Raw genomic sequence first — 13,790 nt, forward strand, 5'->3', positions numbered from 1 at the left:
GTACAGTTATTAACAGAAGAGGAAGGCACGCACCGGCACAACGTGAAGTTAAGGCGGTTATCAACGACAATATTCGTCACCCGAACGTCAGACTCATAGGCAGTGACGGAGCCCAGCTGGGAGTCGTTTCCACTGATGAAGCCAAAGAGAAAGCATATGGCGAAGGGCTTGATCTGGTAGAAGTTTCTGCTAATGCTGATCCGCCTGTGTGCCGTATCATGAACTATGACAAGTTCCGCTACGAGCAGAAGAAAAAGACGCAGGAAGCAAAGAAAAAGCAGTCTATTGTCGAGACCAAGGAAATAAAATTCCGCCCGAAAACTGAAGAACACGATCTGAATTTTAAGATCAAGAATATTAAAAAATTTCTCGGGCAGAAAAACAAGGTCAAGATTACTATGCGTTTCAGAGGTCGTGAGATTGTTTATTCACAATCCATTGGTCTCGAAGCGATGAACAAAATTGCCGAAGCCCTTCAGGAAGACGCTATCATCCTGCAGCCTCCCAAAATGGAAGGCCGTCAGTTGGTAATGTTTGTCGGGCCCAAGTAATCGATATTTTTTTTGAGTTTCGTCCCATCCCGTTGGAACTCACCATTGTGTCAATTGAAAAACGCTAGAGAACGGTTTACGTATTCGCTTTTCCTCTGAATGCGCCGGCCATTCCTAAAGCAACGTATACCGAGCGCAAAGGAGTAATATCATGCCAAAAATGAAAACAAACAGAGGCGCTGCGAAGCGTTTCAAAAAGACCGGATCAGGAAAGATCAAGCGTGGCAAAGCTTATACCAGCCACATCCTGACCAAGAAGTCCACAAAACGTAAGCGCGGTCTGAGACAGATCGAAACAGTTTCTGCTGCGGATCACAAGTCCATCCTGCGGATTCTTCCATACATGTAATAATCCGGTGTGCGAAAACGGTCTGTCTTAAAGCAGACAGTCCAGCTCACTAAATCGTAACTCGGCACGAGAGAAGTCCGAGAATAAGGAGTTATATAATGCCACGCGTTACTCGAGGTTTTAAGGCACGTAGAAGAAGAAATAGAGTTCTCAAACTTGCAAAAGGTTTTAGAGGTGGACGTTCCCGCCTTTATCGCACCGCCACTGAAGCTGTTGATCGCGCTCTCAGCTATGCATATCGTGACAGACGCACCAAGAAGAGAGATTTTCGTCGTCTCTGGATCGCACGTATCAATGCCGGTGCACGTATGAACGATATGAGCTACAGCCAACTTATGGGCGGCCTTAAAAAGGCCGGGGTCGAGTTGGACAGAAAGGTTCTCGCAAATATGGCAATTCTCGATGCCAACGCTTTCGCTAAGGTTGTTCAGGTAGCCAAAGAAGCGAACGCGTAACCCTTTCTCCACACACGCTTTATTTTCTATGCATGCCGGTAATGGTTTTACACCATTGACCGGCATGCTGTTTCCTTGAGCACTAGACTTTCTCGTTTATTATGGAACAGGAACTCCAAAGCCTGGCTGATGAAGCCAAAGCACGTCTCGAAGCGTTATCCGAAACCTCTCAACTCGAAGAATTTCGCATTCACTATCTTGGCCGCAAAGGTCAGTTCACCTCAATCATGCGCCAGCTTGGCACAGTGCCCAAGGAAGACAGACCACGCCTCGGCCAGCTTGCCAACTCTTTTAAATCCGATCTTGAAGAGCTTTTCGAAAAGAAAAAAACGACCCTCCAGGGTGCGTCTCTCAGCAGCGCGGATTTAACTAAACCAGATCTCACCCTTCCAGGTCGCAGACCACAGACTGGCCGGCTCCACCCGGTTACCAGGGTAATGACTGAAGCTTGCGCTATTTTCGAAAACCTTGGTTTTTCAGTCGCTGAAGGCCCGGACGTAGAACAGGATTATTACAATTTCGAAGCACTCAATATTCCAGCACATCACCCTGCCCGGGATATGCACGACACCTTTTATGTCAGTGACTCTATCCTTCTGCGCACCCACACCTCTCCTATGCAGGCACGCATTATGGAGGTTCAGGAGCCGCCTCTGCGCGTTATCGCTCCTGGCAAGGTCTACCGCTGTGATTCCGATATTACCCACACCCCGATGTTCCATCAACTCGAGGGCTTCCTGGTAGACAAAAATGTCTCCTTTGCTGACCTCAAGGGTGTGCTCACCGTTTTCACTGAAAAGATGTTCGGCAAAAAACTGGCACTCAGATTCCGCCCCAGCTTTTTCCCTTTTACCGAACCCAGCGCTGAAGTAGATATAGCCTGTGTTATTTGTGAAGGTAAGGGCTGCCGTGTCTGTAAGAAAACCGGCTGGCTCGAAATCCTCGGCTCCGGCATGATAGATCCGGAAGTTTTCAAGATGGTCGGTTACGATCCAGAGGTCTACAGCGGATTTGCCTTCGGACTCGGTATCGAGCGTATCGCTATGCTCAAATATGGTATCGACGACATCAGGCTTTTCTACGAGAACGATCTCCGTTTTCTTTCCCAGTTCTAATCGCTCCTATAATACGACTATACCGCTATGAAGTTCACTCGTGACTGGTTGCAAAATTATGTAGATACAGACGAGCTGTCTAATGAACAGCTCGCCGATCACCTCACCATGCTCGGTCTAGAGGTTGATTCTGTAGAGCAGCTCTACCAGGATCTCGCTCCACTGAAGACCGGCCATATCCTGACTGCGGAAAAACACCCGGATGCAGACAAGCTTCAGGTTTGTGAAGTACAAATCGGAGATGAGGTTCACCAGATTGTCTGTGGTGCGCCCAATGCACGCGCCGGGCTTAACGTTGTTGTTGCCCTGCCCGGTGTCACCCTGCCTGGCAATTTTAAAATTAAAAAGGCCAAGGTTCGTGGTGTTGCCTCTGCCGGTATGATCTGCTCTGAGCGTGAGCTTGGCTTGAGTGAGGATCACAACGGCATCATGGAATTGCCCGAAGATGTTGCCCACGGAGAGTCTTTTGTTGAGGCCATGGGTCTTGCCGACACCATGATCGAAGTAGACCTGACTCCGAACCGCCCTGACTGTGCCTCTGTCATCGGTGTTGCCCGCGAAGTTGCTGGTATTGTCCGCAAGCCGCTCGAACTGCCAGTTGCAGATGCCAAGGTCGATAGCACCAGCAGGGAATTCAGTGTTGATGTTGAATCCACGGAACTGTGTCCCCGCTATGCCGCACGTCTTATTAAGGGTGTAAAAATCGGCCCATCCCCATGGTGGCTCCGTAAACGGCTCCTCGCCGTTGGCCTGCGTCCGATCAACAATGTGGTTGATATAACCAACTTTGTGATGATGGAATATGGCCAGCCATTGCATGCCTTTGATTTTGACAGGCTTGCCGGTGGGAAAATCATGGTCCGTACTCCCCGAAAAGGTGAAGAGACCTTTACCACCCTGGATAACACCGAAAGAAAAATTGATCAGGACACACTGCTGATTTGCGACGGTGACAGACCTGTGGCACTCGCCGGTGTTATGGGCGGGCTCAACTCAGAAGTTTCCGATCAGACCGTCAACGTCCTGCTCGAAAGTGCCTGCTTCAATGCGGTATCAATCCGTAAAACCGCTCGTAAGGTAAATCTTTCCACTGATGCATCATATCGTTTTGAGCGTGGTGTAGATCCGGGTGGCACAATCAACGCCCTGAACCGCGCCACCGATCTGCTCGTTGAACTCGCGGGAGGAGTTGCAGAAGAGTCCGGAGTCGACGTATTTGGCGGTCGAAAGCCGCTGAACTCCCAGACCCTGAAAATATCCAGAACTGCGCAGCTTCTCGGTATAGAACTCGATTACGGGAAAATTGCTGATCTGCTCGAGTCCATCGGTTTTCAATGCAAACCGAAAGATGACGATACCATCTGGGTACTTTGCCCTACTTTTCGTGTTGATATCGAGCGGGAAGCAGATCTGGTCGAGGAAGTTGCCCGCCTTTACGGCTACAACAATATCCCGACTACCCTGCCTCAAGCGTCTCTCAGCTACCCTGAGCAGGACGAAAAACGCTTTAAACGCGCAGACGCAACCAACATGCTGCTGTCAATCGGTTTCAGCGAAGCGATCAACTACAGTTTCACCACCGAGAAGCACAGCGACATGCTGATGCTGGCAGAAGATGATGTACGACGTCAATATGTGCGCCTGCTTAATCCGCTCACTGAAGATCAGGCTGTTATGCGTTCCATGCTCTTGCCAGGGCTCCTTGAGAATGTTCGACGGAACATCAGCTTCCAGAAAACTGCGGTAAAACTGTTTGAGATCGGCAAAGTCTTCCAGCCAACCGAGAAAAACGCTCAACCTGTCGAGACAAGTCATATTGCCGGTACGATCAGCGGCAATAGAAATGGGGAGTCTTCTCCGCTTCACTTTCCAGCCGAAAACGTTGATATTCTTGATGCTAAAGGTGCTGTCGAGTATCTGCTTGAAGAGATGCGTTTAACCGACAATAAAAATTTTCCTATAGAATTTGTCCATCCTGTTGAAGAAGGGGTGGAAAAATTTTGCGACTCGGACTATGCTCTTCTGGTTTTTGCTGGTGGAACTCTGCTTGGTTCCATTGGAAAGGTTCTGCCTGATGTTCTTCGCAGCTTCGGAATCAAACACGATGTGTATTACTTCGAATTGAATTTCGACAGCATCTGTGAACTTCAGAGTTCACCTCGCGAATTCAACCCACTGCCGGTCTACCCGTCCGTCAAGCGTGACATTGCGCTTGTGGTTCCGGTTACCGTTTCCGCCGGTGAGTTACTCGCGAAGGTACACGAAACCAGAGAGAAACTGATCGAGTCAGCTGAAATTTTTGATGTTTTTCAGGGCGACAAGATCGAGAAAGGATTTAAAAGTGTGGCGGTTTCCATTACCTACCGATCGGCAACCAAGACACTTACTGAGAAAAATGTGGAAAAAGCCCACGGAAAAGTTGTAAAGTTGCTTACCGATACTTTCGGTGGCAGTTTTCGAGATGCATGAGGATATATGAACAGCAGTAATTTAACACGTAAAGACCTGGCCGAGGCGATTGCTAATCAGCTCGGCTATCCACAGAGCAGCTGTGCTGAAATAGTAGACAGCTTTCTCGATACTATGAAAGATGCTCTGCTGACAGGCGAAACCATTAAACTGGTTCACTTCGGCACTTTTACAGTTCGTGACAAGGCTCCACGTCGGGGACGCAACCCGCGTACCGGTGAGTCTATCACGATTAAGAAGAGGCAGACCGTTAGCTTCAGACCGAGCAAGAAGCTGAGAGAGCAGATTAACGTCTAGATCTCAGTCGCTCGCCAATAAGGAGTTCGCTGGTTCTATGAAATTCAACATCCCAGACAAGCTCTACTTTAAAATTGGCGAAGTTTCGAAGCTGGCCAAAGTGCCAACCCACGTTCTTCGATATTGGGAGACCGAATTTAAAGAAATCACTCCTAAACGTGCAAACTCCAAACAGAGGTTGTATAGCAGGGAGGACGTGGAACTCATACTGACTATTAAAATGTTGCTCCATGATCACCGCTACACAATAGCTGGGGCCAGGCAACTCATCGAGAGCAACCAGGAGATTACTGAAAGCCTGGCTGTTCAGCAACAACATGCTCAAGACCCTACAAAGGTTTCAGAAATCAACGAGGTTCTTGACTCTATTAAAAGTGAATTGCACCAGCTGCAGCAGTTCATCGATAAAAATAGATAATCCATTAAGGTTTTGTTCAGCTTTTGTTGACACTAAAATCAACTAATGGTACATAAGCATCACAGGTCGGGATGTAGCGCAGCCTGGTAGCGCATCTGTCTGGGGGACAGGGGGTCGTAGGTTCAAATCCTATCATCCCGACCACGAATTGCAAAGGGTTCAGCCACTATTGGCTGAACCCTTTTTTTGTATATTCTCGATTTCAACTCTCAGTCACATCCGAACTGTAAACACGTTAGTGCAATCAAAGATGGGTCTACACTAAAGAAAGGGGATGGTTCCTTCATTCTCAATTCAGGTTGTCAGCAGTTTCGAATACGACTCTGCTTATGGTTCATCAGATCAGTGTATGGTTGAGAGCAGATTTCCCTTACACCTCAGGACATACCCGAGGATGACCGCCGAAGGATTGCGAGTGGGCCTGGAAGTATAGTATTAGTCGCGTTGCCCCATAACTTGAAATGAGCTTTTCACATGCAGAACTGCAGTTAATGCGCAGATGTCCTGCTCAATTCTCTCGTGTCCATCTATTTTATCTGTACCTTCTGATGATCATGGCTGTATTGCTGTGATTACTCTTCATTGCCCAGTCTATTGCCGACCGCCCCTTTCTATCCGTCATTTCCTTCTGAGCCTTATTTTTCAGTAGATGAACTACTATGTCATTATGGCCTTTGGAGGCTGCAGCCATAAGGGCGGTAAAGCCAGTGGCATCCATTTTATCAATGTCTGCTCCACGTTGAAGCAAAATGCTGACTGAGCGAAAATCTCCTCGTAACGCGGCAAGGATCAGTGGTGTTATCCCTTGCGAGTCAGCCATATCAACTTCAGCCCCGCCTTGTATCAATAATTTTATGAGCTCATAATGTTCGTTGCCAACCGCATAGGTGAGAGCAGACCATCCGGTTGTACTCTGCTGGTTTATCTTCGCACCATGTTTCATCAGAAACGTTACCATTTCGATATGGCCCAGCGCTGTAGCTGCCATCAAAGGAGTCACATTTCCTGCATTACCTTCATTAATGTCTACATTCATTCCCACTAAGAGCCTGACAATATCGTCATAACCAAACTTCGTTGCTAAAAGAACTACTGTGTCACCGCTTTGAGGTAATTTTTTCCTAATATCTGCATGGTTGTCTATGAGTAGCTTGATTGTCTTGCTGTCACCGCTTCCTAAAGAAATCAGCAGAGGTGTTAAACCCGAATCGTCTACCTCATTAACTGCAAAATCGTGCTCAAGCAAAACTCTCAGGACCTCCTCCTGCCCCCTGCTGGCTGCCCAGAATGGCGCATTGCGTCCAAGGCTATCCTTCAGACCAAGATCTGCTCCTCGGTTGATCAGTAATTCTGCTATTTCTGCGTTTCCGTGCTGGGATGCGAAGATAAGTGCTGTTCTCCCATCTTCATCCTGTGCGTCAGGGTCAGCGCCTTTGGCTAACAACAAAAGCAGGCACTCCTTATTATCATATTTGGCTGCAAGCATAAGAGCCGTTTGCCTGAAGCTATTTCTGGCATGGACATTCTGCCCCTCTGCAAGCATATTTTTCAGCTGCTTACTCTCACCACGGCTCGCTGCGAGAAAAAATTGCGAATATTCCCGCTCGGCATCATTCTGACGCAGCCTCTCCGGTGCAGCACGGTATTGCTTCAATGGTTGCTTATCCCATCCAGCAGAATCGCTTGCAGAACATTCAACGTAAGGTACGTTACAGAGTAAGATACTGAGCACTAAAGCTAGATATCTGAGTCGCAACATTTATCAGCCTCTTTGTGGTTGCTCAAACGTACAAGCCGAACCACCTCTAACCCGAATTTCTCATCAAGAAAGTCTTTCGCAGATAGAAGCCCAGGCCGTGGAGCTGTAGAGAGTTACCACTCATGGCCTATAACGAAGGCTCTGCGGAAAATCTCTTCACCCGCAGGGTGACCTTTTTTGACTTGAAACGAAAAGCGCTCTGATTTTATAACAATTCAAACAGTTCAGTGTAGCAACCATTTGAGATTCAATTTAAAAAGGTCATGAGAAGTTCTGGATAAAGCTGATCCGACTTGTTGGAGTTTTCAATGAAGAAAGCGATTCCGCGGACCAACTACTAAGGCATCCGTACGAGAGACGTGCCTGTACCACTATTATTTGTCGTATTTATATCGCCCTCTGCATTAATGGTAGCAGTCCAGCTAATAGATTCATTGTCATAAAATGGTACCTCCCAAGGCACTTTAATTTTAACAGTTTCGCCTGGTGCAATCGGCGCAATTGTCCTGGATATTGTCTCATCAATTGTGTCAAGGCTGGTCAGGTTCGCCTCCAGCACGAGAGTTCCCTCGGCTACATCAGGCCCATTATTCGTTATGTAAACTGATAAATTTTTAGTAGTCCCCCCAAGGGCTCTTCTTGGTACCTTGAAACTATCCAGGGCCAGATCATATTCCTCCTCCCCTGCCGGTGGTTCAGTACCGGGCCCTTCCCCCTCATACTCAATAAATAGAGTGGCGTTGTAGATTGCCGTGGGCTTTCGATCACCTTTTATATACACTGCAAGGTCGAAATCTTCAGTCAAAGGCAGGCCGTTAACAGTAAGTTGATTGCCATCAGCGTCTGTTTTCACACTCCCATCATCATTATAGGCCAACTCATTGACACCGTTAGGACTTGTCCATCCCTGACTCCAGAGTAGCGGTGAATTCTCACCTTCAAAGTCAAGCAAATCGAGTACTGTCGTCGTTGTATCACCTACTTTATACTTAACGTATTGTGATGTATAAGGGGTTGGGAGGCAATCAATAGAAGGCATTTCAAGGCCTGGAAGGTCCTGACCAAATTTATTTGCCTTCAAACGCCAGCGCGGGCCGCTTACATAATTGCCATCAACAAAATAATCCCCAAATGGATCACGATCGGTGGTTGTGTACCAGGCATTGGTAAAACCTTCGAGCAAATCCTCTGAATATGGTACCGGATCGGTTTCCTTTTCACCAAGTTTGGCAGCAAAGGCCGGATTTTTGAAAACTGTACCTTGACCGATAAAATCGCCATCGCCCTCATAACAGTCCCTGGTTGAAATCCATCGATCACCAGCGAGTTCGTATCCAGGCATTCGACCGGTTGCACCTTCATTTTCCATATCTTCCGGCCGTACCTGATCGTTTGGATTGTTTGTTATCAGGTGTTCAATATGCAATTCAGCCCGGATCACCTGGTAATTGGTATTTGGATTGTCTTTCCACTCCTGAGGCAATTGCAGGCGTGCATACAACCGTATATCATTCGGCCGTTTAACCATGCTACCGAAACGATAAAGTGGCTTGCCATCATCTTTTTTAGTGATGGAGTAATCTCTGCTTACCGCAATATCTTTACGAACATCAGACTCGTTCGGTATCAGGTCGGGATAGCCGTCATCTCCCATGGTAAGCGGTGTTGTTGTGATAATGCCCTCTTCTACCAGATATAAGTTATTATCCAGCACACCTTCTTCACAGGTGGAACCATCAAGCATAGGTTCACCGGTCGCCGGATTATAGAGTGGACTTTGCTCACCGGTCTCGGGATCTGCATATTTATACGGTATCGTTTCGTAGCACGATTTTATGTGCTCAAGTACGGTAAAATGTTCAGTTGAACATTTTATCATGTTACCCCCAAGGCCTGCACACCAGGTGCCAAACTGCGCTTTAACCTTAAACGTGTCAGTTTTTGCATTTGATACCATCAGCCCTACAACCTCTCCATTCGAGACAACGTCCCCAACCCAGCCTTCGGCGTAATCATCATCTCTTTCTTTTTGTGCCCCACCAACAAAGTCAGCGTAATAATAGCCGAATTCACTATCGACAGGATAGAGCGTTGTTCCCGAATCTTCAAATGGCTGTGCCTCTGATGGACAGCTATTGGTAATTCCACATATGATCGTGGGGTCCTGCAAATATGTAGATCCTCCAAAACCGCCTTGTACGTTATCCATGGAGAATACATGTTTTACAGAGTGTGTTACAATCTCTGCTTCAGAATTGCTCGGCACTGCCAAAAATAGCACACCCGGCAGAACCAATACGGCATTGAACAGAATGATATTAACATGGGCACGCTTTTTCAAAAAAGATTGCTTCATGGTTATTCCCCCCCGCCATCAGACAATTTTTATCAAATTAAAACTTTGCAAACCTTCATATTTAAACTCATAGCATTTTTTACACTGGCCACCGGAGACTTCCATCCCCCCCGGTGGCCTTATTAAAGGAACTTTAACATACTCATTCTCAAGCCATATTTAAGAGAATATCAGTCGCGATCTGGCCTCCGACAATAACATTGATATGTTTGTCCCAAAAACCTTTTCAAAATACGAAAACGAGCATGACCTCTATTCATCATGCTATTATGTGTTTAGTACAGTTCCTTCATTCGCATATTCTCGCACGATAGAATTATCAGACTACTGGTCAAATGATTAATATAAATATGTCAAAATTATAAATTCCTGAAATTTGTTCGCTGTAACGTTGCCGCAAATTATACGTCAATGAAATTAGATTATTATTTTGACGTGTATAAAGCACCATATGACAAGGGTTACAGCACCTGAAGTATTTCCCATAGGCCAGGTCCACCACTCGAAAGCATTCCAAAATTCATTATTTTTCCATAATTTAACCCCATGCCGATAAAGTGCAGGCCATCTTTTTAGCCCAACGTTCTGTCACTGCTTTCCCAAACATCTTCCATGAGACCTGAGACAGCAGGCACTACCAAAATCACTCACACTGCATCAAAGTGACAGGCAGGCTCCGTCCGGTTGGGTTCTGCTTCTCTGTGTTACAGCCACATGCTTCATGCAGCTTCCAGTAGGTGTAAATGGCAGTCAGCTGTTCCATCTTCTTGACGCAAGGTGCTTCAGTGTGGTGTCTGGTGCTCTTTTTGCCGTTAGGATACATATTCGATTACTAGGCCTTAACAATTACACCGCCGGAGGGTGTGGCGATTGTCACACCTTTATTTTTATAGTTGTAAGGTACAATCTGATTACCCAACATAAATGAGAGTTTGAAGATGCTATTTCCCGGAGTCAAAGTACGTAGCCAGCAATTATGCCGACAATCACCGTACTCTTTAACAATAAAGACCAAGGGTGAATAACTGCTTTATATAAAAAACAATCCTTCAAACCCAATAATCTGACAATTTATTCCCCAGTATTTTTCAACCTATAGGAGTGCCACAACGACGGAGTTGACTTTGCCATACTTTACCACATGGTGGTGATTAAACATTTGGCTCAAGCAATTATTTCCAACTATATTTCTCGGTTTAATTGACGATTAATTCATGCTTTAATGGTATATTTTTCTGCAATATTTTGTCAAAACAATCTCTTAAAAAATTTTAAACAACTCGCCATTACAACGTAGTATTTCAACATTTAACTTATCACATTCACATCACTTATCTCTTTATTTACGCCCGGAACAATTTACAATATTTTCAAAATCTAGCCTTCTTTAATGAGACGAATAGTTCATCGACTGACAGACACCTGAATAGGACTTTTTCACCAAGTTATAATAAAATGCTTCAACTGGGATGTGAGGACCAGATCGATTGATTTGCAACAGCCACATCCCACATTAATCCAGGTTACCCAATCCATATATCTTCTATTTCTTTGTTATTCTTTCAACTTTACCCTCGTTTTGATATTTATTGAGAGGGACTCCCCATGTGACATTTCTAACTTTTCATAATTCTCCAATACCAACCCTGCAATGTAGAGACGCCTCGAGAAGGTTTTTTATTTCTTCAACTGGTCAGAAGTGCCAGAATAACAGCCAAGAAGATGAATTCTCAGTGGTAGATTAATCAGCTGTACCCCTACCGCTGTAACCCAACTCCTTCCCTGGAGCCATGACGATCGGTTGTTCTTCCTGCCTGCGTTTGGTGAGTGTACGAAATTACGCACTTGGAATGCATCACTCTCGTGGAAAAAACGTGTGGATGGTTGAGGCAAAGCTCAATTTAGCTTTAAATCTTACAATACATTACAAACAGCTCGTTGTCCGGGAGCTTGGCGCCCGGTACACCTTCCATCATTTAAATACTCAGGTAATACCCTAAATAGATGTAATATTCGTCACTCTGTTCATCAATATCACCATTTCTGAACAACCACCAATAGCCTCCTTCAAATTCCAGGGTAACTCTGTTTGTTAGCCTGTATTCGAGCCGCAATTCGGGTCCAACCTCAAACGTCTCCGGATTTTCCTTCTTATACTTTTGGTATTTTAGGTCTAATCCGGGAGCAAACAGCAGCTTGTCACCCATCCTGAATCGACTGTACAGCTGAGAGGCATAGGCATCACAGTAGGTTGTATCGCTGTAATTCAGTTTTGCTGTCCAGATGTCATCGGCAAAAAGGAGTCCTACTCCGGTGACTTGTACAAGGTAATACAGCTCGTCATCTGTACCTTCAAATCCCTCCACACCTCCAGACGTTTCTGAATCCCCGAGATTTGACCAGGCCACGTCAAATCCTATCTGATACGAATCGTTTATGATATGGTAGAGACCCAGATGAGCTGAGGTGCTGTCGACACTCCGATCCTTCGCAAACTGAAGGATCTCCTCCTCATTGTATTGCACAAGCAATTCATCGAGACCGTATACATCCTGGCCAATCAATGCGTTACGTGTGGTTAGAAAAGGACTTTGTCTGTATTCTCCAGAAACACTGACTGTGGTGTCCTTGTTGAAGTTGAAATTTGCAGTGAAGAGAGCCAGGCTCAATTCCCTGTGATGCAGATCGTAATCGGCTAGAAGTAAAAATGTCTTTACCTGATCAATATACCGTGTCTCTCCCCCTACCCCTTCCCGATCTGTTACACCATCGGCCTCCTGATAGAGGTAAAAGGTGTTAAACTCCCACCTCCCCTCCCAAAGCTGGTAATCCAGGTTCACCCCATAGAATATGGTATCGGTGTCTATCTCTTCATAAGAGGAGATCACAGGGAATCCACCGATGAGATTCAAGGTATATTCCGCCCCCATCGGTAGTGATAACTCACCACCGTCATACCTCCCATAGACACCTCCCTTGTTGGCATAACTTCGCCCCACTCTCGCCCTGCCATATCCCGTTTTGGCCTCTCCTTCCAAATACAACGAACTGACTCTTCCCCGGTCCTCCCCATCATTGTTCAAAGTCAATTCATAGCCTGAATCGATCACTCCCCTAAACACATAAACCGGATTCTCGGCAAGATATCTAAGATTAGCATCAGTGGTCACAAGGGATACATCATGTTCAAAATCTTCATCTTCAAATTTGTATCCTTCCTGTTCCAGAAATTGGGACATTTCTCCATAGAACTGATTACTCCAGTGCTCAGCCAGGCTAGCAGCATACAGACCTTGATCATGCCAACCATCCAGGATCACATTGAGTTTTCTTTGCACCCCTTCTCTATTATCCCCTTCAGGATAGAGCTGAAGATACCGTTGATACTCCGCTTTGGCATGGGCATACTGTTTATTGTTGAAACGCGCATCAGCGAGATGCTCCTGTGCATCCTCCCTAATGCCAGGATCAGTTGCCCTCTCAGTCAGCTTTGTATAGAGTTGAATGGCTTTCCCCAACTCGCCTTTATTCTCGCTTTCCACTGCTGTGAGCAATATTTCTTGTGCCTCATTCAGTGGTATATCATAATGATTCACTGGATCATGATGGGCAGTGCGCTTTAGCAACACGACCTCAACCGAACGATAATCATTTCCCTGCCTTACCTCGAAACGTGATTCATCTTGAAAAGATACCTGCAAATACGGTTCACCACCCTTAGTCCCAGTATATTGAACCCTGATATTCCTGAAAGGGACGATCCTTGATTCGCTGTTTAAGCTCACAAAATCTGCAATAGTTGCGCTGGAAACAGGAGCGAGGCGAATAAAAATTTCATCTCCTTCAGAAATGGGAGTGGTACTCACATATCTCATTGGAAAGGTCAAATGTATGTGAATAACAAGATTACCTGCCTCCCTGCTGATCCTGACATCATCAATGACAGACTCTTTCGCCAGTGAACTTTTCACTGAAAATGCCACGGCCCAGAAGAATATGAAAACGCACACAATCAGCCTTT

The 13,790-nt window shown here is 46.0% G+C and carries 10 protein-coding genes and 1 tRNA gene; 8 read left to right on the top strand and 3 right to left on the bottom strand.

What is annotated here, in order from left to right:
- Positions 1-59: 59 nt before the first annotated feature.
- From infC to FCL45_RS18850, 8 genes are all read left to right on the top strand, one after another.
- Positions 60-551, top strand: a complete 492-nt coding sequence (gene infC / locus FCL45_RS18815) for a translation initiation factor IF-3 (RefSeq protein ID WP_228721517.1) — start codon at positions 60-62, stop codon at positions 549-551.
- Between the two features lie 151 nt (positions 552-702).
- A complete protein-coding gene (gene rpmI / locus FCL45_RS18820; protein WP_136799116.1) occupies positions 703-900 on the top strand; it encodes a 50S ribosomal protein L35 in 198 nt (65 codons plus the stop codon).
- Positions 901-998: 98 nt separating this feature from the next.
- Complete coding sequence (gene rplT, locus FCL45_RS18825) at positions 999-1,355, top strand: 50S ribosomal protein L20 (RefSeq protein WP_136799117.1); 357 nt, start codon at positions 999-1,001, stop codon at positions 1,353-1,355.
- 101 nt (positions 1,356-1,456) lie between these two features.
- Complete coding sequence (gene pheS, locus FCL45_RS18830; RefSeq protein WP_136799118.1) at positions 1,457-2,470, top strand: phenylalanine--tRNA ligase subunit alpha; 1,014 nt, start codon at positions 1,457-1,459, stop codon at positions 2,468-2,470.
- A 27-nt stretch (positions 2,471-2,497) separates the two neighbouring features.
- Positions 2,498-4,939: a phenylalanine--tRNA ligase subunit beta gene (pheT, locus tag FCL45_RS18835; protein ID WP_136799119.1), complete on the top strand. Its 2,442-nt coding sequence runs from the start codon at positions 2,498-2,500 to the stop codon at positions 4,937-4,939.
- A gap of 6 nt (positions 4,940-4,945) precedes the next feature.
- Positions 4,946-5,236, top strand: coding sequence for an integration host factor subunit alpha (locus FCL45_RS18840; RefSeq protein WP_136799120.1), 291 nt, complete (start codon positions 4,946-4,948; stop codon positions 5,234-5,236).
- Positions 5,237-5,273: 37 nt separating this feature from the next.
- Positions 5,274-5,654 (top strand): MerR family transcriptional regulator, encoded by a 381-nt coding sequence (locus tag FCL45_RS18845; RefSeq protein ID WP_136799121.1) that lies wholly within the window; start codon positions 5,274-5,276, stop codon positions 5,652-5,654.
- 67 nt (positions 5,655-5,721) lie between these two features.
- A tRNA-Pro gene (locus FCL45_RS18850) sits at positions 5,722-5,798 on the top strand.
- A gap of 388 nt (positions 5,799-6,186) precedes the next feature.
- Here the strand turns inward: FCL45_RS18850 and FCL45_RS18855 are convergent.
- The 3 genes from FCL45_RS18855 to FCL45_RS18865 form a co-directional block, all read right to left on the bottom strand.
- The gene (locus tag FCL45_RS18855) at positions 6,187-7,308 is read right to left on the bottom strand and encodes an ankyrin repeat domain-containing protein (RefSeq protein ID WP_167495866.1); all 1,122 of its coding nucleotides are present in this window, start codon (positions 7,306-7,308) and stop codon (positions 6,187-6,189) included.
- 442 nt (positions 7,309-7,750) lie between these two features.
- A complete protein-coding gene (locus tag FCL45_RS18860) occupies positions 7,751-9,769 on the bottom strand; it encodes a COG1470 family protein (RefSeq protein ID WP_136799123.1) in 2,019 nt (672 codons plus the stop codon).
- Positions 9,770-11,745: 1,976 nt separating this feature from the next.
- Entirely contained in the window at positions 11,746-13,635 is a 1,890-nt protein-coding gene (locus FCL45_RS18865) for an outer membrane protein assembly factor BamD (RefSeq protein WP_176360067.1), read from the bottom strand.
- Positions 13,636-13,790 lie beyond the last annotated feature (155 nt).

The sequence above is a fragment of the Desulfosediminicola ganghwensis genome (genome assembly GCF_005116675.2).
Taxonomy (GTDB): Bacteria; Desulfobacterota; Desulfobulbia; order Desulfobulbales; family Desulfocapsaceae; genus Desulfopila; species Desulfopila ganghwensis.